23 protein-coding genes and 1 other annotated feature are annotated in these 19,921 nt (G+C 55.0%); of the genes, 17 read left to right on the top strand and 6 right to left on the bottom strand.

Features of this window, described 5'->3' with window-relative positions:
- Positions 1 to 108: 108 nt before the first annotated feature.
- From AC6I8V_RS08880 to hxpB, 4 genes are all read right to left on the bottom strand, one after another.
- Positions 109 to 699 (bottom strand): metal-dependent hydrolase, encoded by a 591-nt coding sequence (locus AC6I8V_RS08880; RefSeq protein WP_497845503.1) that lies wholly within the window; start codon positions 697 to 699, stop codon positions 109 to 111.
- A gap of 132 nt (positions 700 to 831) precedes the next feature.
- Positions 832 to 1,593, bottom strand: coding sequence for a 2-dehydro-3-deoxy-D-gluconate 5-dehydrogenase KduD (gene kduD / locus AC6I8V_RS08885; RefSeq protein WP_497845504.1), 762 nt, complete (start codon positions 1,591 to 1,593; stop codon positions 832 to 834).
- Between the two features lie 17 nt (positions 1,594 to 1,610).
- Positions 1,611 to 2,447 (bottom strand): 5-dehydro-4-deoxy-D-glucuronate isomerase, encoded by an 837-nt coding sequence (gene kduI, locus AC6I8V_RS08890; protein ID WP_497845505.1) that lies wholly within the window; start codon positions 2,445 to 2,447, stop codon positions 1,611 to 1,613.
- Positions 2,448 to 2,612: 165 nt separating this feature from the next.
- The gene (gene hxpB, locus AC6I8V_RS08895; protein ID WP_497845506.1) at positions 2,613 to 3,281 is read right to left on the bottom strand and encodes a hexitol phosphatase HxpB; all 669 of its coding nucleotides are present in this window, start codon (positions 3,279 to 3,281) and stop codon (positions 2,613 to 2,615) included.
- 143 nt (positions 3,282 to 3,424) lie between these two features.
- Between hxpB and AC6I8V_RS08900 the strand changes: the two genes are divergently transcribed.
- A complete protein-coding gene (locus tag AC6I8V_RS08900) occupies positions 3,425 to 3,961 on the top strand; it encodes a YniB family protein (RefSeq protein WP_497845507.1) in 537 nt (178 codons plus the stop codon).
- Between the two features lie 4 nt (positions 3,962 to 3,965).
- Here the strand turns inward: AC6I8V_RS08900 and AC6I8V_RS08905 are convergent, their stop codons facing one another.
- Complete coding sequence (locus tag AC6I8V_RS08905; protein ID WP_497845508.1) at positions 3,966 to 4,856, bottom strand: fructosamine kinase family protein; 891 nt, start codon at positions 4,854 to 4,856, stop codon at positions 3,966 to 3,968.
- Positions 4,857 to 4,948: 92 nt separating this feature from the next.
- On the bottom strand, positions 4,949 to 5,239 hold the full coding sequence (ghoS, locus tag AC6I8V_RS08910; RefSeq protein ID WP_497845509.1) for a type V toxin-antitoxin system endoribonuclease antitoxin GhoS: 291 nt from the start codon (positions 5,237 to 5,239) through the stop codon (positions 4,949 to 4,951).
- 331 nt (positions 5,240 to 5,570) lie between these two features.
- Here ghoS and AC6I8V_RS08915 point away from each other — a divergent pair, with 331 nt between their 5' ends.
- The 16 genes from AC6I8V_RS08915 to AC6I8V_RS08990 all read left to right on the top strand — a co-directional run bounded on the left by AC6I8V_RS08915 (position 5,571) and on the right by AC6I8V_RS08990 (position 19,916).
- Positions 5,571 to 6,332: a DUF481 domain-containing protein gene (locus tag AC6I8V_RS08915; RefSeq protein WP_497845510.1), complete on the top strand. Its 762-nt coding sequence runs from the start codon at positions 5,571 to 5,573 to the stop codon at positions 6,330 to 6,332.
- A 244-nt stretch (positions 6,333 to 6,576) separates the two neighbouring features.
- Positions 6,577 to 8,505, top strand: a complete 1,929-nt coding sequence (thrS, locus tag AC6I8V_RS08920) for a threonine--tRNA ligase (protein WP_497845511.1) — start codon at positions 6,577 to 6,579, stop codon at positions 8,503 to 8,505.
- Positions 8,506 to 8,508: 3 nt separating this feature from the next.
- Positions 8,509 to 9,051 (top strand): translation initiation factor IF-3, encoded by a 543-nt coding sequence (infC, locus tag AC6I8V_RS08925; RefSeq protein ID WP_497845800.1) that lies wholly within the window; start codon positions 8,509 to 8,511, stop codon positions 9,049 to 9,051.
- 100 nt (positions 9,052 to 9,151) lie between these two features.
- On the top strand, positions 9,152 to 9,349 hold the full coding sequence (gene rpmI / locus AC6I8V_RS08930; protein ID WP_010275699.1) for a 50S ribosomal protein L35: 198 nt from the start codon (positions 9,152 to 9,154) through the stop codon (positions 9,347 to 9,349).
- A gap of 109 nt (positions 9,350 to 9,458) precedes the next feature.
- Positions 9,459 to 9,815, top strand: coding sequence for a 50S ribosomal protein L20 (gene rplT / locus AC6I8V_RS08935; RefSeq protein WP_007892678.1), 357 nt, complete (start codon positions 9,459 to 9,461; stop codon positions 9,813 to 9,815).
- A gap of 115 nt (positions 9,816 to 9,930) precedes the next feature.
- Positions 9,931 to 10,056: a sequence feature (Phe leader region), on the top strand.
- Positions 9,936 to 9,980 carry a pheST operon leader peptide PheM gene (pheM, locus tag AC6I8V_RS08940; RefSeq protein ID WP_106120997.1) on the top strand — a complete coding sequence of 15 codons (45 nt, stop codon included), beginning with the start codon at positions 9,936 to 9,938 and terminating at the stop codon, positions 9,978 to 9,980. Its footprint overlaps the feature before it by 45 nt.
- 71 nt (positions 10,057 to 10,127) lie before the next feature.
- Positions 10,128 to 11,111, top strand: coding sequence for a phenylalanine--tRNA ligase subunit alpha (gene pheS / locus AC6I8V_RS08945; protein WP_497845512.1), 984 nt, complete (start codon positions 10,128 to 10,130; stop codon positions 11,109 to 11,111).
- 14 nt (positions 11,112 to 11,125) lie between these two features.
- Positions 11,126 to 13,513, top strand: coding sequence for a phenylalanine--tRNA ligase subunit beta (pheT, locus tag AC6I8V_RS08950; protein ID WP_497845513.1), 2,388 nt, complete (start codon positions 11,126 to 11,128; stop codon positions 13,511 to 13,513).
- 4 nt (positions 13,514 to 13,517) lie between these two features.
- Positions 13,518 to 13,820, top strand: a complete 303-nt coding sequence (gene ihfA, locus AC6I8V_RS08955; protein WP_497845514.1) for an integration host factor subunit alpha — start codon at positions 13,518 to 13,520, stop codon at positions 13,818 to 13,820.
- 193 nt (positions 13,821 to 14,013) lie between these two features.
- Positions 14,014 to 14,370: a DUF2502 domain-containing protein gene (locus AC6I8V_RS08960; protein WP_497845515.1), complete on the top strand. Its 357-nt coding sequence runs from the start codon at positions 14,014 to 14,016 to the stop codon at positions 14,368 to 14,370.
- A gap of 102 nt (positions 14,371 to 14,472) precedes the next feature.
- Entirely contained in the window at positions 14,473 to 15,456 is a 984-nt protein-coding gene (btuC, locus tag AC6I8V_RS08965; protein ID WP_497845516.1) for a vitamin B12 ABC transporter permease BtuC, read from the top strand.
- A 40-nt stretch (positions 15,457 to 15,496) separates the two neighbouring features.
- Positions 15,497 to 16,039 carry a glutathione peroxidase gene (locus AC6I8V_RS08970; RefSeq protein ID WP_497845517.1) on the top strand — a complete coding sequence of 181 codons (543 nt, stop codon included), beginning with the start codon at positions 15,497 to 15,499 and terminating at the stop codon, positions 16,037 to 16,039.
- 3 nt (positions 16,040 to 16,042) lie between these two features.
- The gene (gene btuD / locus AC6I8V_RS08975; RefSeq protein ID WP_497845518.1) at positions 16,043 to 16,789 is read left to right on the top strand and encodes a vitamin B12 ABC transporter ATP-binding protein BtuD; all 747 of its coding nucleotides are present in this window, start codon (positions 16,043 to 16,045) and stop codon (positions 16,787 to 16,789) included.
- Between the two features lie 75 nt (positions 16,790 to 16,864).
- Positions 16,865 to 17,323: a C40 family peptidase gene (locus AC6I8V_RS08980; protein ID WP_497845519.1), complete on the top strand. Its 459-nt coding sequence runs from the start codon at positions 16,865 to 16,867 to the stop codon at positions 17,321 to 17,323.
- A 311-nt stretch (positions 17,324 to 17,634) separates the two neighbouring features.
- Positions 17,635 to 18,378: an EAL domain-containing protein gene (locus tag AC6I8V_RS08985; protein WP_497845520.1), complete on the top strand. Its 744-nt coding sequence runs from the start codon at positions 17,635 to 17,637 to the stop codon at positions 18,376 to 18,378.
- A 98-nt stretch (positions 18,379 to 18,476) separates the two neighbouring features.
- Positions 18,477 to 19,916 carry a protein adenylyltransferase SelO gene (locus AC6I8V_RS08990; protein ID WP_497845521.1) on the top strand — a complete coding sequence of 480 codons (1,440 nt, stop codon included), beginning with the start codon at positions 18,477 to 18,479 and terminating at the stop codon, positions 19,914 to 19,916.
- Positions 19,917 to 19,921: the final 5 nt, after the last annotated feature.

Raw genomic sequence — 19,921 nt, forward strand, 5'->3', positions numbered from 1 at the left:
AATACAGTGTGATTCCTTAACAGGAATGGCGGCATGTTATCAGTTCATAAACAGGCAGACTTATATCCAAATGGAATTGATTATAACTTTATGCTGAATGTTGTCTGATTATTGCGCGTTATGGCTATTTATCAGCCGACCCACGCCATTTTGTAGCGTGCTGAACAGTTGCTCAGGCCAGCCGTTTGCACCAAAAGATGGCATGCCGGGAGGGAACCACAGCGCATAACCCACCAGAGCGAGGCAGAGCGCCCGTTCCAGCTGATTGCCTTTCTGGCTATTAAGCAGCGGCAGACGAAAACGCCAGCGGCAGGGCCACAGCAGCGGTACGCCTGCGGGCGTGAGCATATCGGCGACAATGTGGCTGAGATAACCGAGCGTCAGGCCCTGCAACACATCGGCGGGAATTGGCCAGCTGGCAGGAACGTTAAGCTGGAACAGCCATAAGCTGACGGCCACCGCCAGCAAACTGTGGGTAAAACCGCGATGCCCGAACGCGCGGGCGATGGGGTGGGATAGCCACTTCAGCCGTTGTCCCAGCACCGATTTAGGGTGGTCGATATCCGGCAGCAGACAGGTGAGCAGTGCAGCCGGCACCAGGTGCCACCAGTCGGCGCTGGCCATCACGGGCGTCAATTCCGCGCGTTTAGCGAAAATCGCACTGGCGATGGCGAAAATGATATGGCCTTCGGCCGTCATGATAAAACCTGGCTGCAAACTGTCGATGCATCCAGTATAGGGATTTATCCAGTGAATGAGAATATGTGACGCTGTAACTAAGCATGAATTTGTGAGGAAACCCGCGCCGAAATGACGCGGGAAAAGAGCAGCTTAGCGTGCCAGCCAGCCGCCGTCGACGGCCAGGGTATAGCCGTGGACATAATCGGAGGCGCTGGAGGCAAGAAACACCACCGGCCCCATCATATCGTCTGGCGCGCCCCAGCGTCCGGCCGGGATACGCGCGAGGATCTCCTCGCTGCGCGACTCATCGCTGCGGATCTGCGCCGTATTGTTCGTCACCATATAGCCGGGCGCGATGGCGTTGACATTGATGCCATGCTGCGCCCATTCGTTAGCCATTAAGCGCGTCAGTCCCATCACGGCGCTTTTCGAGGCGGTGTAAGAAGGCACACGGATCCCGCCCTGGAACGAGAGCATCGAGGCAATGTTGATGATCTTGCCGCCCTGGCCCTGGGCGATAAACTGCCGCGCCACCTGCTGAGACAGGAAAAACAGGCTTTTGCTGTTGATGTTCATCACATCATCCCAGTCTTTTTCGCTGAAGTTCAGCGCATCTTCCCGACGGATAATGCCAGCGTTGTTAACCAGAATATCAATGCGACTCGCCAGCGCCACCGCCTGCTCCACCACTTGCGGAGCGAGGGAGGGACGGGTCAGATCGGCCTGAATCGACCAGAACCGACGGCCGAGCGCCGCCACTTTGGCTGCGGTTTCATCTGGTGCGGTGCGGTTGACGCCAATAATGTCGCATCCCGCCTGCGCCAGCCCAAGCGCCATACCCTGACCTAATCCGGTGTTACAACCGGTGACCAGCGCGATTTTTCCTGCAAGATTGAAAGCATTCTGCATCATGGTTTTCTCCCCAAACTTCAGCGCAGCGCGTTAACGCTGACGTGGTCCATATCATCAAACACCTGATTTTCACCCACCATGCCCCAGATAAAGGTATAGCGCTGGGTGCCGACGCCGGCATGAATCGACCAGCTCGGTGAAATCACCGCCTGCTCGTTGTGTACCAGCAGATGACGGGTCTCCTGCGGCTGGCCCATCATATGAAACACCGCGCTGTCCTCGGCCATATCGAAATAGAAGTACACCTCCATGCGCCGCTCGTGGGTGTGACACGGCATGGTGTTCCACAGATTGCCATCATCAAGGCGGGTCAGCCCCATGGTGAGCTGACAGGTTGGCAGCACATCCGGCACGATAAATTTATTGATGGTCCGGCGGTTGGACGTTGCGGCATCACCGAGCGAGGCTTTCACCGCTTCATCGAGGGTGATTTTTTTGTCCGGGTAGCGGCAATGCGCCGGGGCGCTGTTGTAATAAAACTTCGCCGGATGGCTGGCATCGACGCTGCGAAAAATCACCTGCTGCGCGCCCTGACCGACATACAACGCTTCCTGATGGCCGATCTCCCAGCTGTTGCCATCAACCTCAATCAATCCCGGACCGCCAATATTGATGATCCCCAGCTCGCGGCGTTCGAGAAAATAACTCACCCCCAGCTGTTTACCCACTTCGCTGCCGATGGTGACGGCGTGGCGAACGGGCATCACGCCGCCAATGATAATGCGGTCGATGTGGCTGTAGGTCAGGGTGTAATCATCCGGGGTAAAGATCTTTTCGATCAGAAATTCGCGTCGCAGGGCGGCGGTGTCGAGGGTTTTGGCGTGCTCACTGTGAATGCTTTGACGTACGTCCATCTCAGGCCTCTTGATAAAAGAAGGAACAGGTCCCGATGCGGGTCTGTTGGCATCTTAGGCAGGATGGGACGTGAATTCAATAAAAATGAAACGTTGTTTTATTTATTTGTGTAGGCGATCAAGTCGACAAAAAAAAGCCCGCTGTCAGAGCGGGCGAGGGGGCGATTAACCCAGCAGATGTGAGGCTGTCAGCTGGGTCAGGTCATCCAGCCGGACATTGGCCAGCGCCCAGCGCGCATCGTCCCGATGCTCAGCCGCCGGTACCACAATCGAACGCATACGCGCCGCTTTGCTGGCGACCATGCCGTTGAAGGAGTCTTCCAGCGCCACGCAGTTAAGCGGATCGATACCCAGGCGCGCGGCGGCGTCGAGATAGACCTGTGGGTGGGGTTTGCTGTACGGCAGCAGTTCGGCGGAGGCGAGAACATCGAAATAGGGGCGCAGGTTGAACATCTCCAGCACCCGTTCCAGCATATGCAGCGGTGACGCCGAGGCGAGGCCGATTTTCAGTCCCTGCTGCTGACACAACCGCAGCGCCTGCTCCACACCGGGCAGCAGCGGGCGGGTCTCTTCCACCAGCGTCAGCGCGCGCGCAATGATGCGATCGGTGACTTCCTGCTGACCCGGTCCGTTCCACGGCAGTGCTTCGTACCACATGCGCACGGTTTGATCGATGCGCAATCCCAGGGTATCCGGCAATTCGTGGCGGCGGGTCAGGTCCACGCCCAGCGTGGCAAAAATATCCAGTTCGGCCTGATCCCACAGCGGTTCTGAGTCGATCAGTAATCCGTCCATATCAAAAATGGCGGCCAGAACAGGGCGACGATATGACATACAGCAGCTCCGTTTGAAATTTGGCCTACCTTAACATGAGTCAGCGCGAAAGCCGACCAGCCACCATGCCGCGCATTTTTCAGGAAAAAAAGGCGCAGTGCAGGTAGACTTAGGACAAAACTTTTTCCGTTCAGGGAGACACCATGACTTACCAACAGGCTGGCCGCATCGCCATCCTTAAGCGAGTGGCTGGCTGGGTAATTTTTATTCCCGCGCTACTGTCCACCATTATCTCCATCCTGGGTTTCATGTTTAAGCACAGTGAAAAGCAGCCCGGCATTGATGCGGTGATGCTCGATTTTGTCCATGTGATGATTGATATGGTGAAGTTCAATACGCCGTTTCTCGGTTTCTTCTGGCAAAACTCGCCGGTGCCGGAATTTAAAGGCGGAACGAATATCGGTTTCTGGATTATCTACTTTTTGATTTTCGTCGGTATTGCCTTGCAGGCATCTGGCGCGCGTATGTGGCGTCAGTCGCGTCATGTAAAAGAAGGGATTGAGGATCAGTTGATTCTGGAACAGGCCAAAGGCAGCGAAGGACGCAACCGCGCGCAGCTCGAGGAAAAAATCCACGTTCCCCGCCACACCATTCTGCTGCAGGTATTCCCGCTGTACATTCTGCCGATTGTGATCGCCATTGCCGGTTACTTTGTGCTGAAACTACTCGGCCTGCTGTAAGGCGTCAGGCCGGTCTGGCCTGACGTTGTAACGCATCTTCATCCAGCAACTGGCCGATGGCAAATTGCGCTTCGCCCGACCAGTTGCCGCCAAATACGTTGGCGCGGTTGAGCAGATAATAAAGCTGATATACCGGCTGACGCTGCGAAAAACCTTCCGGCAGCGGCCATACCGCATGGTAACCCTCATAAATCTGTCGCGGCAGGTCGGCGTAATAGCTCAGCATCGCCAGATCGCATTCGCGATCGCCCCAGTAACAGGCGGGATCGAAAATCCACGGGCCGCCGGGGCTACCGGCACAGTTGGCAGGCCACAAATCGCCATGTAATAACGAGGGCTGCGGATGATGGTTAGCCAGCGCGCGCTGGACGCAATCGACGATAAGGTCCATATCGCCGTAACTGACGCCTTTTTCTTCCGCCAGTTGCAGTTGCCAGCCGATGCGTTGCTCGGCAAAAAACACTGACCAGCGCCGTAACCAGCTGTTGGGCTGTGGGGTGGTGGTGATGTTGTTGTCGAAATCGAGGCCAAACTGGGGTTGTTCACTCCACTGGTGCAGATGCGCCAGCTGCTGACCAAGCTGAAAGGCGGTGCGTTCATTGAGCGGTTCTGGCGGCAGGTACTCGAGCAGCAGGAAGCTGGTGTCACGATCGTTACCCACGCCGTAGACCTGCGGAACGCGCACCGTCTGGGTACGGGCCAGCAGTGCCAGCTGGTCAGCTTCCCAGCTGAACAGGGTGAGCATATCGCGGGTGTTACATTTGACGAACACCTCAAGCTCGCCATAGCGGATACGCCAGGCAGGATGAACATCGCCGCCGGGCAGTTCATGGCGTTCGGTGATTTCGGCATCGCCAGCGTACTCGCTTAACAGACGACTAATGGCTGACCACATTGGGTAATCCTCTTTATTCGCTGCGTAAGTTCGATTGTAACGCTCAAAACCTGAACAAAACCAGCACGCGCACGCGCTTTTCGCATATCCCGTTACGATTGTGCTTTTAAAAACTCTTCCAGCGTTGATACCTCAACGTCAGGTTTCGTCTCCAGCGCCGTCTCAGCCAATCCGGCAGCCTGAGCCGCCACTTCCTGCTTATCCAGGGCGCTGATCACACCGAAACTGTTGGTACCCAGCTCATGCGGATGACCTTCATCATCGTTGAGTGTGGTGCTGTAACCGGCGTTGGTCATGGTGCTGTTCAGGGACAGCACATCCCCCAGCCCTGACTCCTGATAGCGGAACGTCACGATGTAACGGTGCAGGCTATGATCGCTCATCTTTCACCTCGTTGTTCTGGAACAGATTTCAGCGTAGACCAGCGAGGCGGATTGAGCGAATTAGCAGCAACTCACGCTGGCGAGGAAGGGAAAATTTCTGGCGGGACGTTCAGAAAATTCTTGTAGCATTTCGGCTGCTATTTCGCTAATTGCCCTCTATAATGCGCGCCGTTAATGGGAACAATCCCATTCAGCACGCGGTGCCAGGGTGAAACCTGGTTTTTTCCGGCATTTCATACTTATTTACAAAACTTACCGTAAATTGCATTGATCGTCCGGGAAAACTCTTCAGACTCATCACTTTTTAAACTGTCGTACGGGTCACATTTAAATGAAAGCCTTTAACAAGCTGTCCGCTGTTCTGTTGCTCTCTGCTGGAGCATTTTGTCACCAGGCATTTGCAGATAACACCGTCTTCACCTCCATGGATGATCCTTCAACGGCGAAAAAACCGTTCGAAGGCAGCGCGTCAGCGGGTTATCTGGCGCAGACCGGTAACACCACCAGTTCCGCACTGAGCGCGGCAACTAACATGACGTGGTATCAGACCAACACCGCTTACAGCCTGTGGGGGAACGCGGCGAACAACTCATCTAACGATGTGCGTTCCTCTGAGACTTACAGTGCCGGTGGTCGTACCCGTTATAACCTCAACAGCGCCGACTACCTGTTCGGTCAGGCCAGCTGGCTGAGCGACCGTTTCAACGGCTACGATTCGCGTGATGTACTGGCTGCCGGTTACGGTCGTCAGATCCTCAGTGGTCCGGTGCACTCGCTGCGTGCTGAATTCGGTCCGGGTGTGCGTTATGACGATTTCTCCGCCGGTGGCCATGAAACCAAAGCGCTGGGCTACGGCGCGCTGAGCTACCAGTGGCAGCTGACTGACACCACCAAATTTATCCAGGGCGTGTCTGTGCTGACCAGCTTCGGTGAAGACACCACGGTGAACTCCGAAACCGGTTTGCAGGTGGCGATCAACGAACACTTCGCGCTGAAACTGGCTTACAACGTGACCTGGAACAACAATCCGCCGTCTTCTGCGCCGGACCGTACCGACACCAAAACCACCATTCAGCTCTCTTACGCGATGTAAGCGGGTCTGATGGAAAACCGCTGCCGGGTGAATGCCCCGCAGCGGTTTTTTTTTACCTGACGCAGGCTTAGCGCATTTTCTGCGGGTTTTGATTACGGCTGAAAGCTGTTATCATCTCCGGCGCTTTATCTCCCAGGCGTCATTCCGACAATGTGGGTCTGACATTACGCCGGGTTACCCTTATTAAAACTCAATGTTGCATGTAGGCTTTCGTGTGGCTTACCACTGCAATTAAGGATATGAAATGCCAGTAATTACTCTTCCTGATGGCAGCCAGCGCAGTTTTGATCGTCCGGTGAGCGTGATGGATATCGCGCAGGATATCGGTCCGGGTCTGGCGAAAGCCTGTATTGCCGGTCGCGTGAATGGCGAGTTAGTTGATGCGGTTGATCTGATTCATGACGATGCGCAGGTGGCGATTATCACCGCCAAAGATGACGCGGGTCTGGAAATCATCCGTCACTCGTGTGCGCACCTGTTGGGTCACGCCATCAAGCAGCTGTGGCCGAACACCAAAATGGCAATCGGTCCGGTGATCGATAACGGCTTCTATTATGATGTCGATCTGGAACACACCCTGACGCAGGAAGATCTTGATCAGCTGGAAAAGCGTATGCATCAGCTGGCAGAGACCAATTACGACGTCATCAAGAAAAAGGTGAGCTGGCAGGAGGCGCGTGACGTCTTTGCCGCGCGTGGTGAAAACTACAAAACCACCATTCTTGATGAAAACATCAGCCATGATGATCATCCTGGCCTGTACCATCATGAAGAATACATCGACATGTGCCGCGGTCCGCACGTGCCGAACATGCGTTTCTGCCATCATTTTAAGCTGCAGAAAATCTCCGGCGCCTACTGGCGCGGCGACAGCAACAACAAAATGCTGCAGCGTATTTATGGCACCGCATGGGGCGATAAAAAACAGCTCGCTGCCTATCTGCAACGTCTGGAAGAAGCGGCGAAGCGCGATCACCGTAAAATCGGTAAGCAGCTCGACCTCTACCACATGCAGGAAGAAGCGCCGGGTATGGTGTTCTGGCACAACGACGGCTGGACCATCTTCCGCGAGCTGGAAGTGTTCGTACGCAGCAAGCTGAAAGAGTACCAGTACCAGGAAGTTAAGGGTCCGTTCATGATGGACCGCGTGCTGTGGGAAAAAACAGGTCACTGGGAAAACTATAAAGAAGCGATGTTCACCACCTCTTCGGAGAACCGTGAATATTGCATCAAACCGATGAACTGCCCAGGTCACGTGCAGATCTTTAATCAGGGTCTGAAATCCTACCGCGATCTGCCGCTGCGTATGGCGGAGTTCGGCAGCTGTCATCGTAATGAGCCGTCAGGCGCGTTGCACGGTCTGATGCGTGTGCGTGGCTTTACTCAGGATGATGCTCACATCTTCTGTACCGAAGATCAGGTACGTGATGAAGTGAACAGCTGTATCCGTATGGTGTATGACATGTACAGCACCTTCGGCTTCGAGAAAATTGTGGTAAAACTCTCCACCCGCCCGGAAAAACGTATCGGTACGGATGAAATGTGGGACCGTGCGGAAGTGGATTTGGCCGAAGCGCTGAAAGAAAACGAAATTCCGTTTGAATATCAGCCGGGTGAAGGTGCATTCTATGGCCCGAAAATTGAGTTTACCCTGCACGATTGCCTCGACCGCGCCTGGCAGTGTGGTACTGTTCAGCTAGACTTCTCCCTGCCGAAGCGTCTGGACGCCACTTATGTGGGTGAAAACAACGATCGCCAGACGCCGGTAATGATTCACCGCGCGATCCTGGGGTCAATGGAACGCTTCATCGGCATCCTGACCGAAGAGTTCGCTGGCTTCTTCCCAAGCTGGCTGGCTCCGGTACAGGCGGTGGTGATGAATATTACTGACAGTCAGGCAGAATATGTCAGTGAGTTGACAAAGAAATTGCAGAATGCTGGCATTCGTGTCAAAGCAGACTTGAGAAACGAGAAGATAGGCTTTAAAATCCGCGAGCACACATTACGTCGCGTCCCATATATGCTGGTTTGCGGTGAGAAAGAGGTGGAAGCAGGCAAGGTTGCCGTGCGCACCCGCCGTGGTAAAGACCTCGGGACCATGGACGTTGATGTGTTTGTTGAGAAGCTGCAACAAGAGATTCGCAGCCGACATCTTCACCAATTGGAGGAATAAGGTATTAAAGGCGGAAAACGAGTACAACCGACGCGTCCGAATCGTATCAACGGCGAAATTCGCGCTACCGAAGTGCGCTTAACTGGCGTTGATGGCGAGCAAATTGGCATTGTCTCACTGCGTGAAGCTATCGAGAAAGCAGAAGAAGCTGGCGTAGATTTAGTTGAAATCAGCCCGAACGCCGAGCCGCCGGTTTGCCGTATAATGGACTACGGCAAGTTCCTCTATGAAAAGAGCAAATCTTCTAAGGAACAGAAGAAGAAGCAAAAAGTTATCCAGGTTAAGGAAATTAAATTCCGACCTGGTACCGATGAAGGCGACTATCAGGTAAAACTCCGCAGCCTGATTCGTTTTCTGGAAGAGGGCGATAAAGCCAAAATCACGCTGCGTTTCCGTGGTCGTGAGATGGCGCACCAACAGATCGGTATTGAAGTGCTTAACCGCGTGAAAGAAGATCTGAGTGAACTGGCAGTGGTCGAATCCTTCCCATCGAAGATCGAAGGCCGCCAGATGATCATGGTGCTCGCACCTAAGAAGAAACAGTAGGCTTTCAAGTAATAGAAACCGCGCAGTGTTCGCGCTGTGCGGATTTTTATTCGCCTGTCTGGGTCATTTTATTAACAATGCGAAGTGGATATTTGTAAAAATGCCAAAGATTAAAACTGTACGTGGCGCGGCTAAGCGCTTCAAGAAGACCGCTTCTGGCGGCTTCAAGCGTAAACACGCGAACCTGCGTCATATTCTGACCAAAAAATCAACTAAGCGTAAACGTCACCTGCGTCCGAAAGGCCTGGTGTCTAAAGGCGATCTGGGTCTGGTTATTGCCTGCCTGCCGTACGCATAAGTTAACTTTTTTTAGCTCCCGATAGATTTTGGGTTGCAGCAAGGCCTCAAACGCCGCTGCGGCACGAAAGATAAAGGGAAAATTCAGAATATAGAAACAGGAGAGTCACATGGCTCGCGTAAAACGTGGTGTAATTGCTCGCGCACGTCACAAAAAAATCTTAAAACAAGCTAAAGGCTACTACGGTGCACGTTCACGTGTATACCGCGTTGCCTTCCAGGCTGTTATCAAAGCTGGTCAGTATGCTTACCGTGACCGTCGTCAACGTAAGCGTCAGTTCCGTCAGCTGTGGATCGCACGTATCAACGCTGCGGCGCGTCAGAACGGCATCTCTTACAGCCGTTTCATCAATGGCCTGAAAAAAGCGTCCATTGAAATCGACCGTAAAATCCTGGCTGACATCGCTGTATTCGACAAAGTGACCTTCACGGCACTGGTCGAAAAAGCAAAATCAGCTCTGGCGTAAGTCAGGTAAAAAAGGGAGCTTGCTCCCTTTTTTATTATCCGCAAACCACGCAAAAGATTGACATTTTACGCGCCGCGCATTTCAATAGTGCCGTTCAAATCATGACAAGGTAACGCAAGCATGAATGCTGCTATTTTCCGTTTCTTTTTTTACTTTAGCGCCTGACATCCGGGGGCTTTTGCGCATAAGAAAAGAAACGAAAAATCGCGCTGAAAGCCTCCCTCGTGGAGGCTTTTTTGTTTCTGGCGACACTACATTGGATCCACGGATCCCAACGAGAACAGACCAGCCTGACTGGAAGAAGAGGAAATCATGTCCCAACTCGCAGACCTGGTGGCCCGTGCCACGGCCGCCATCGACGAGGCGTCGGATATCGCCGCTCTGGACGCTGTGCGCGTCGAATTCCTGGGTAAAAAAGGACATCTGACGCTGCAGATGACCACCCTGCGTGAGCTGCCGGCGGAAGAGCGCCCGGCAGCCGGTGCGGTCATCAACGACGCTAAGCAGCAGGTGCAGGACCGCCTTACCGTGCGTAAAGAGACGCTGGAAAGCGCCGCACTGAATGCGCGTCTGTCAGCGGAGACCATTGATGTCTCACTGCCGGGTCGTCGTACTGAGAACGGTGGCCTGCATCCGGTAACCCGTACTATCGATCGTATCGAAACCTTTTTCGGTGAATTGGGTTTCGCGGTCGCCACCGGACCGGAAATTGAAGATGACTACCACAACTTCGATGCCCTGAATATTCCCGGTCACCACCCGGCGCGCGCCGATCACGACACCTTCTGGTTCGATGCGACCCGCCTGCTGCGTACGCAGACCTCTGGCGTGCAGATTCGTACTATGAAAAACCAGCAGCCGCCGATTCGCATCATCGCGCCGGGCCGTGTGTATCGTAATGACTACGATCAGACCCACACCCCAATGTTCCATCAGATGGAAGGCCTGATTGTTGATAAAGACATCAGCTTCACCAACCTGAAAGGCACGCTGCACGATTTCCTCAACAACTTCTTCGAAGAAAACCTGCAAATTCGCTTTCGTCCGTCTTATTTCCCGTTCACTGAACCGTCCGCAGAAGTGGATGTGATGGGTAAAAACGGCAAATGGCTGGAAGTGCTGGGTTGCGGCATGGTTCACCCGAATGTCCTGCGCAACGTTGGTATTGACCCGGAAATCTACTCCGGCTTCGCCTTCGGCATGGGCATGGAGCGTCTGACCATGCTGCGTTATGGCGTGACCGATTTGCGCGCCTTCTTCGAAAATGATTTACGTTTCCTCAAACAATTTAAATAAGGGCAGGTTATCCAATGAAATTCAGTGAACTCTGGTTACGCGAATGGGTAAATCCAGCCCTGGACAGCGCTGCGCTGGCTGAACAGATCACCATGGCCGGTCTGGAAGTGGACGGCGTTGATGCGGTTGCCGGCGCCTTTCACGGCGTGGTCGTAGGTGAAGTGGTGGAGTGCGGCCAACACCCGAACGCCGATAAACTGCGCGTCACCAAAATCAACGTAGGCGGCGATCGTCTGCTGGATATCGTTTGTGGCGCACCTAACTGCCGTCAGGGTCTGAAAGTCGCGGTCGCTACCGTGGGTGCGGTACTGCCGGGCGATTTCAAAATCAAAGCGGCTAAGCTGCGTGGTGAGCCGTCTGAAGGTATGCTGTGCTCCTTCTCTGAGCTGGGCATTTCCGACGACCATAGCGGCATCATCGAACTGCCCGCGGATGCGCCGATTGGCACTGATATCCGCGCTTATCTGCAACTCGACGACAACACCATTGAAATCAGCGTGACGCCGAACCGTGCTGACTGCCTCGGCATCATCGGCATCGCCCGTGATGTGGCGGTACTTAATGGCCTGCCGCTGAATGCGCCGGTTATCGAGCCGGTGAAAGCCACCATCGCAGACACGTTCCCGATTCGTGTTGATGCGACCGCTGCCTGCCCGCGTTATCTTGGCCGCGTGGTGAAAGGTGTCAACGTACAGGCTGCAACACCGCTGTGGATGCGTGAAAAGCTGCGTCGTTGTGGTATTCGCTCCATCGACCCGGTGGTTGATATCACCAACTACGTCCTGCTGGAGCTGGGTCAGCCGATGCATGCCTTCGACCTGGACCGTATCGATGGCGGTATCGTGGTGCGTATGGCGAAAGAGGGCGAAAGCCTGACGCTGCTGGATGGCAGCGAAGCGAAACTCAGCAGCGACACGCTGGTGATCGCCGATCACCACAAAGCGCTGGCGATGGGCGGCATCTTCGGTGGCGAGCATTCCGGTGTGAATGACGCGACGCAGAACATTCTGTTCGAAAGCGCCTTCTTCGATCCGCTGGCGATTACCGGTCGTGCACGCCGTCAGGGCCTGCATACCGACGCCTCACACCGCTACGAGCGCGGCGTGGACCCGGCGCTGCAACACAAAGCAATTGAGCGCGCGACCCAGTTGCTGCTGGAAATCTGCGGCGGGGAAGCAGGTCCGGTGATCGATCACACCGATACGGCTGCACTGCCGCCGCGTGCCACTATCCGACTGCGTCGCGAGAAGCTGGACCGCCTGATTGGTCATGTGATTGCCGATGCGCAGGTGACGGACATTCTGACCCGCCTGGGTTGTGAAGTGACGGTCGCGGCCGGTGAATGGCAAGCCATCGCGCCGAGCTGGCGTTTCGATATGGCTATCGAAGAAGATCTGGTTGAAGAAGTGGCGCGCGTCTATGGCTACAACAACATCCCGGACGTGCCGGTAAAAGCCAGCCTGATCATGACTCAGCATCGTGAAGCCGATCTCTCCCTGAAGCGCGCGAAAACCCTGCTGGTCGATAAAGGCTATCAGGAAGCGATTACCTACAGCTTCGTGGACCCTAAAGTGCAGCAGCTGCTGCATCCGGGCGAAGAAGCGCTGATTCTGCCAAGCCCGATTTCCAGCGATATGTCGGCGATGCGCCTGTCATTGTGGACCGGTTTGCTGGGTGCGGTGGTGTACAACCAGAACCGTCAGCAGAGCCGTGTGCGCCTGTTTGAAAGCGGTTTACGCTTTGTGCCTGATACTCAGGCTGATCTCGGCATCCGTCAGGATCTTATGCTGGCGGGCGTGTTGAGCGGTAACCGCTATGAAGAGCATTGGGATCTGGCGCGTCAGACGGTTGACTTCTATGATTTAAAAGGCGATTTAGAATCGCTGCTGGATTTGACCGGCAAGCTGGATGAGATTTCCTTCCGTGCAGAGGCGAATCCGGCACTGCATCCAGGACAGAGCGCCGCAATTTATTTACGCGACGAACGAATCGGATTTATCGGGGTGGTTCATCCTGAACTGGAACGTAAGCTGGATCTCAACGGCCGCACCTTAGTGTTTGAACTGCTTTGGAATAAGGTCGCAGACCGCGTCCTGCCTGACGCGCGCGAGATTTCACGCTTCCCGGCGAACCGTCGTGATATCGCTGTGGTAGTGGCTGAAAACGTGCCCGCAGCAGATATCATCGCGGAGTGTAAGAAAGTTGGCGTAAATCAGGTAGTTGGCGTAAACTTGTTTGACGTGTACCGTGGTAAGGGTGTAAACGAAGGCGAAAAGAGCCTTGCGATTAGCCTGATTTTGCAGGATACCAGCCGGACACTCGAAGAAGAGGAGATTGCCGCGACCGTTGCCAAATGCGTTGCGGCATTAAAAGAGCGATTCCAGGCAACCTTGAGGGATTGAACCTATGGCGCTTACAAAAGCTGAAATGTCAGAGTACCTGTTTGAAAAGCTCGGGCTGAGCAAACGCGACGCCAAAGAATTGGTCGAGCTGTTTTTTGAAGAGGTTCGCCGCGCGTTGGAAAACGGAGAACAGGTTAAACTGTCCGGATTTGGTAATTTTGATCTGCGTGACAAAAACCAGCGTCCGGGCAGAAACCCGAAAACCGGGGAAGATATTCCGATCACTGCCCGCCGCGTGGTGACCTTTCGGCCTGGCCAGAAGTTGAAAAGCCGGGTAGAGAACGCGTCACCCAAGGATCCTGACTGATTTCAGTAAAACAAAAAGGCCGCTTAGCGGCCTTTTTTCTTTTGGCGATAAAATCGCCATCCTCCATGCTTTTTCCACATTGTAAGGATTTCGTAAGTATGCGGAAAATAGCATGAAAATCGGCACTGACTGATAGTGACCTCTTCAGCGCATTTGTTATAACAGCGCCAACACAAAACAAGAGGTTAAGCTGATGAAAAAGACAGCACTTTTATTAAGCATCCTGTTAGGTATGCCGCTGCTCGCCAACGCAAATGTTTCCGTTAACATCAACACACCGGGTGTGTCGATTCATATCGGCGATAAAGACAAACGTGGTTACTACTGGGATGGCTATGACTGGCGTTCGCCGTCATGGTGGCAACAGCACCATAACCGTAACGTAGGCGTGAAAGGCCCGCACGGTTACTGGAACGGTAACGGCTGGCAGCCGCAGCATCCGGGCAATGGCCCGCAGAAACGCCCGCCGCAGGGGCAACACAAGCCGCAGCCGAATCACGACAAACGTGATGACCACAACGGCCAGCCGGTTCCGCCACACCATAATTAATGCCAGACCTGGCGGTGTCAGCCCGACACCGCCATCACGCACCTTTCTTTTTGCTGTAATCCCACTACAATCAAATCTCTGTTTTCTCAGCCAATCTTATTTATGACTCTGCTGGATCAGCTTGCCCGCCAGGCAGACCGCCGCAGCCAGCGCTGGCTTATTGCGCTGAGCGCGCTACTTATTATCCTGATGGTAATCAGCCTGTGTGCTGGCGATAGCTGGATCTCTCCGGCGCGCTGGTTTTCGCCCGAGGGTGACATGTTCGTCTGGCAGCTGCGTCTGCCGCGCACCCTCGCGGTGCTGCTGGTGGGCGCTGCGCTGGCCGTTTGTGGCGTAGTGATGCAGGCGCTGTTTAACAACCCGCTGGCGGAGCCGGGGTTGCTCGGTGTGTCAAATGGTGCGGGAATTGGCCTGGTGCTTGGCGTGATGCTCGGTAATGGGTCATTGTGGAGTCTGGCGCTGGCGGCGATGGCTGGCGCGTTGCTGATTACGCTGATTCTGCTGCATTTTGCCCATCGTCATTTATCCGTCAGCCGTTTGCTGCTGACCGGCGTCGCGCTGGGCATTATCTGTAGCGCCATCATGACCTGGGCAGTCTACTTCAGCACCAGCCTCGATCTGCGTCAGCTGATGTACTGGATGATGGGTGGGTTTAGCGGTATCGACTGGCGCTATGGCTGGATGATGCTGGCGCTGCTGCCCGCCACCCTGGTGTTGATTGCCACCGCGCGGGTGCTTAACCTGCTGGCGCTGGGGGAAACCTCCGCGCGTCAGCTCGGTCTGCCGATGCTGCTGTGGCGCAATCTGCTGGTACTGACGATGGGCTGGCTGGTGGGGGTTAGCGTCGCGATGGCTGGCGCTATCGGTTTTGTCGGGCTGGTGATCCCGCATTTGCTGCGGCTGAGCGGATTCAGCGATCATCGCTATCTGCTGCCTGCGGCTGCGCTCGCCGGCGCGGCGGTGCTGCTGGGCGCGGATATCCTCGCTCGCCTGGTATTAACCTCCGCCGAGTTGCCGATTGGTGTGGTCACCGCCACCCTCGGCGCACCGCTGTTTATCATGTTATTAGTAAAATCTTCGCGCTAGCTGCGGCTGGCTCCCTTTGCATCAACAACAGGAATCGACAATGAGCATTTATCAAACAGAACTGGTTACGCTTGACGGTGAAAAAACCACGCTGGCGCAGTGGCAGGGTAAGGTGCTGCTGGTGGTGAATGTGGCGTCTAAATGTGGCCTGACGCCGCAGTACGAGCAACTGGAAGCGCTGCAAAAAGCGTGGCAGGCACAGGGTTTCAGCGTGCTCGGCTTCCCGTGTAATCAGTTCCTTGAGCAGGAACCGGGCAGCAGCGAAGAGATCAAAACGTTTTGCAGCACCACTTACGGCGTGACATTCCCGATGTTCGAAAAAACCGACGTCAATGGCCCGGCCCGTCATCCGCTCTACAGCCAGCTGGTGGCGGCACAGCCTGAGGCACAGCGCCCGGAAGGAAGCGGCTTCTATGAGCGTATGGTCAGCAAAGGCCGCGCGCCGAAAGCGCCGGGGGATATTCTGTGGAATTTTGAAAAATTCCTGATCAATAAGCAGGGTGAGGTGGTAGCGCGCTTTGCACCGGATATGACGCCGGATGACGCGACTATCCTTGCCAGCATTAAGCAGGCGCTGGCCTAAGCGATGTTGTTGCAGTGTCAGGGGGCCAGCGTCAACGGACGGCTGGCCCCCGTCGATCTCAGCCTGCAACCTGGTGAGCTGGTACATCTGGTCGGCCCAAATGGCGCGGGAAAAAGCACGCTGCTGAACGTGCTGGCCGGTCTGCTGCCCGCGACGGGCAGCATCAGCTTATCCGGTCAGCGGTTAGCGCAGTGGAACGGTGCGGCGCTGGCGCAGGTCCGGGCCTGGCTACCGCAACAGCAGCCACCCCCCGGCCAGATGCCGGTGTGGCACTATTTACGTATGCACCTGCTGGATGCCGCCTCTGAGGCCGATGCGCTGCTGAAGCAGGTGCTGGAGGCGCTGGGTTTGCAGGACAAACTGGCGCGCAGTCTGACGCAGCTGTCCGGCGGCGAGTGGCAGCGGGTGCGGCTGGCTGCGGTGGTGCTGCAAATCCATCCGGCGGTGAATCCGCGCGGTAAGCTGCTGTTGCTGGATGAACCCCTGAGCGCGCTGGATGTGGCGCAGCAGCGGGCGGTCGATCTGCTGCTGGCGCAGCTCTGCCAGGCGGGTATCGCGATGGTTGCCAGCAGCCACGACCTTAACCATAGCCTGCGCCATGCCGACCGCGTCTGGCTGATGCATCAGGGAACGCTGGTGGCGCAGGGAACGCCCGACAGCGTGTTAACCGCCGAACAGCTGGCACCGATCTACCACATCGAATTCCAACGCGTTGAGACGCCCCAGGGCGCGCTGCTGCTGGCACCCTGAGGGACATGCCTTGCGCTGCGGGGCGCTTTGCCGCTAAAGTGTGGCTCGGGCAACGGATTTTAAAGGACTTTTCTGATGCGGCTGATGATTGTGATCCTGGCATTGTTGCTGGCCGGTTGTAGCCATCATGCGCCACCGCCTAATGGCCGCCTGTCCGACTCCATCACCGTTATTGCTCAGCTCAATGATCAACTCAACCGCTGGCATGGCACGCCTTATCGTTATGGCGGCCTGAACCGGGGCGGCGTCGATTGTTCCGGCTTTGTCTATCTCACCTTCCGCGATAAATTCGATTTGCAACTGCCACGCTCCACCGATGCGCAGAGCGATATCGGCACCCGTATTGATAAGAATGACCTGCTGCCAGGCGATTTGGTGTTTTTCAAAACCGGCAGTGGTGAAAATGGCCTGCACGTTGGCATTTACGATACGGACAATACCTTTATTCACGCCTCCACCAGCCAGGGCGTGACACGATCTTCGCTGGATAATGTTTACTGGCGCAAAGTATTCTGGCAGGCAAGACGTATTTGACCGCTATTAGTTGCAAACCCGCCAGGTAAACGTTCGCAAAGATTTGTGTACTTAAATTAAATTCTTAAGCCCAATAAATGCTCTCTTAAAAAATGGCACTTTACCCGCGAGCGATTTAATACTAACAATATCGGGTAAATTTAATTAACCGGGAAGGATAATAGTCGCTGGCTATTTGGCTTAAGGATTATTTCAATGGTAAAAAGCCTCAATAAGACTGAAAAGCTGCTCTCTTCAAACGTTTGGTCCTATTGCCTGAGGGTATTCATTGATATACGATGCGCCAATCGCCACTGCTTCTGGCTGTTAAAATGAAAGTTCATTTATCTGCCGACTATCAGTCGGAAACCTGGTTTTATCCAGCTTATTCTTTAGCAGGCCAGTTAACCGCCGTTGAACTGGTTACGCAATTCGTCCACGACAGCGCGCCTATCACGCTGCCGCAGGATTTGCTGTTGCCGCAATTGGACGATGCCCAGCAGTTACGTCTGTTACAGAGCCAGCTTACGCTGCTGGAAAAGTACCGCGAGTTTTTTGAGTTAAATCAAATTACCGCCTTGGTACGTATTGATGATGCGATGGCAGTAACGCTGCTGGAGAGTGAATTTCTGTTAAGGAAATTCAAACAATTGCCGTTTATAGTTTTAGATATCAGCGAAACGTTTCCGCAATTATCGCAGGGGAAATCGCATCCGCTGTTAGCCGCACTTCAGGGTGAGTTTCGTTTATCGCTTTCACAATTTGGCGCGGGAAAATCGCCGGCAACGGCGGTATACGATAATCTTTTTAGCGTGTTAAAACTGGATAAGAATTTTATTCAGGGGCTGGCAAAACGTGCATCCTTTACACCCTTTATTCAGACGGTTATCGACAATTTCAGTGATAACGCGGCGCAGATTATTATTTGTGGCATTGACGATACAACAATGCTGGAGAAAGTGACGTCGCTGACTGGCGCCCATTTACAGGGCAGCCTGTTCCCTGGCGTCAAAGCGGAACGTCTTAACGATTTGATTTATCCCGACGTTAATCTTAACTCCCCGTCGCAGCAGTAATCCTTTCACCTGTTTTCCCCGCAGTGTCAGCGTTACACTATTAGTTAATTCTCAACCCAAACGTGGTGCCTGGAAACTGTGCACCTCGCGGAGTGACTATGCAGTTTACCAATAGCTGGCAGCAGGAGTTGCCGGGATTCTACAGTGCGCTGGCCCCGACCCCATTGCAGGGCGGTCGCCTGCTGTACCACAACGCACCGCTGGCGGCGGACATGGCGCTGGACCCGGCGCTATTCCTGGGGAAGGGGCATGGCGTCTGGAGCGGCCGTGAATTATTACCCGGCATGGCACCGCTGGCGCAGGTCTATAGCGGCCATCAGTTTGGTGTCTGGGCCGGGCAGCTGGGCGATGGCCGCGGCATTTTGCTCGGTGAACAACGGCTGGCGGATGGACGCAAACTGGACTGGCACCTGAAAGGCGCAGGGCTGACACCCTATTCACGGATGGGGGACGGACGCGCGGTGATCCGCTCCACGGTACGTGAATTTCTCGCTTCGGAAGCGTTACACCATCTGGGCATCCCGACCACGCGTGCGCTGACGCTGGCGATTGGCGATGAACCGGTCCTGCGCGAAACCGAGGAACGCGGCGCGATGCTGATGCGGATTGCGGAGAGCCATCTGCGCTTTGGTCATTTCGAACATTTCTACTATGGTGGCGAGCAGGATAAGGTCCGTCAGCTGGCCGATTACGCCATCCGCCACCACTGGCCAACGCTCCAGGATGAGGCCGAACGCTATCTGCTGTGGTTCACCGATATCGTGAAACGCACCGCCAGCCTGATTGCCCAATGGCAGAGTGTGGGTTTTGCCCACGGCGTGATGAACACCGATAACATGTCGCTGCTGGGTCTGACCATTGATTACGGCCCGTATGGGTTCCTTGACGATTATCAGCCGGGCTTCATCTGCAACCACAGCGATTATCAGGGGCGCTATGCCTTCGACAATCAACCGATGGTTGGCCTGTGGAATCTCAACCGCCTGGCGCATGCGCTGTCCGGGCTGATGACTACCGATCAGCTGAAACAGGCGCTCAGCCACTATGAGCCGGAGCTGATGCGGGTCTGGGGCGAGAAGATGCGCGCTAAACTCGGGCTGCTGACGCCGGATGCTAATGACAATGCGATCCTCACCGGCCTGCTGACGCTGATGACGGCGGAGCACAGTGACTACACGCTGACTTTCCGGCTGCTCAGCGAGACGCAGCAACATCAAACCCGTTCGCCGCTGCGTGACGAATTTATCGATCGCGATGGCTTTGACCGCTGGTATGACGGCTACCGTCAGCGTTTGTTGCAGGATGAAGCCAGCGATGAGCAGCGGCAAAAGGTGATGAAGGCGGCGAATCCGGCGCTGGTGTTGCGTAATTATCTGGCGCAGCAGGTGATTGACGAGGTGGAGCGTGGCGAAACGGCGGCGCTGGCGCGTCTGCACCTGGCATTGCAGCAACCCTTCAGTGATGAGGCCGTCAGCGCGGAGTTGCGCCAACGGCCACCCGAGTGGGGTAAGACGCTGGAAGTCAGTTGTTCCAGCTAAGGTAG

Source organism: Pantoea sp. X-Soil-TKNS-1207, assembly GCF_059730485.1.

Coding starts and splice junctions, on each gene's coding strand:
- AC6I8V_RS08960 (WP_497845515.1), top strand. CDS start 14,014: ATGAAAAAGACAGCACTTTTATTAAGCATCCTGTTAGGTATGCCGCTG.
- AC6I8V_RS08900 (WP_497845507.1), top strand. CDS start 3,425: ATGACTTACCAACAGGCTGGCCGCATCGCCATCCTTAAGCGAGTGGCT.
- thrS (WP_497845511.1), top strand. CDS start 6,577: ATGCCAGTAATTACTCTTCCTGATGGCAGCCAGCGCAGTTTTGATCGT.
- AC6I8V_RS08915 (WP_497845510.1), top strand. CDS start 5,571: ATGAAAGCCTTTAACAAGCTGTCCGCTGTTCTGTTGCTCTCTGCTGGA.
- pheS (WP_497845512.1), top strand. CDS start 10,128: ATGTCCCAACTCGCAGACCTGGTGGCCCGTGCCACGGCCGCCATCGAC.
- btuD (WP_497845518.1), top strand. CDS start 16,043: ATGTTGTTGCAGTGTCAGGGGGCCAGCGTCAACGGACGGCTGGCCCCC.
- ghoS (WP_497845509.1), bottom strand. CDS start 5,239: ATGAGCGATCATAGCCTGCACCGTTACATCGTGACGTTCCGCTATCAG.
- hxpB (WP_497845506.1), bottom strand. CDS start 3,281: ATGTCATATCGTCGCCCTGTTCTGGCCGCCATTTTTGATATGGACGGA.
- AC6I8V_RS08985 (WP_497845520.1), top strand. CDS start 17,635: ATGAAAGTTCATTTATCTGCCGACTATCAGTCGGAAACCTGGTTTTAT.
- kduI (WP_497845505.1), bottom strand. CDS start 2,447: ATGGACGTACGTCAAAGCATTCACAGTGAGCACGCCAAAACCCTCGAC.
- kduD (WP_497845504.1), bottom strand. CDS start 1,593: ATGATGCAGAATGCTTTCAATCTTGCAGGAAAAATCGCGCTGGTCACC.
- rpmI (WP_010275699.1), top strand. CDS start 9,152: ATGCCAAAGATTAAAACTGTACGTGGCGCGGCTAAGCGCTTCAAGAAG.
- AC6I8V_RS08970 (WP_497845517.1), top strand. CDS start 15,497: ATGAGCATTTATCAAACAGAACTGGTTACGCTTGACGGTGAAAAAACC.
- rplT (WP_007892678.1), top strand. CDS start 9,459: ATGGCTCGCGTAAAACGTGGTGTAATTGCTCGCGCACGTCACAAAAAA.
- pheT (WP_497845513.1), top strand. CDS start 11,126: ATGAAATTCAGTGAACTCTGGTTACGCGAATGGGTAAATCCAGCCCTG.
- ihfA (WP_497845514.1), top strand. CDS start 13,518: ATGGCGCTTACAAAAGCTGAAATGTCAGAGTACCTGTTTGAAAAGCTC.
- btuC (WP_497845516.1), top strand. CDS start 14,473: ATGACTCTGCTGGATCAGCTTGCCCGCCAGGCAGACCGCCGCAGCCAG.
- AC6I8V_RS08980 (WP_497845519.1), top strand. CDS start 16,865: ATGCGGCTGATGATTGTGATCCTGGCATTGTTGCTGGCCGGTTGTAGC.
- AC6I8V_RS08905 (WP_497845508.1), bottom strand. CDS start 4,856: ATGTGGTCAGCCATTAGTCGTCTGTTAAGCGAGTACGCTGGCGATGCC.
- AC6I8V_RS08990 (WP_497845521.1), top strand. CDS start 18,477: ATGCAGTTTACCAATAGCTGGCAGCAGGAGTTGCCGGGATTCTACAGT.
- AC6I8V_RS08880 (WP_497845503.1), bottom strand. CDS start 699: ATGACGGCCGAAGGCCATATCATTTTCGCCATCGCCAGTGCGATTTTC.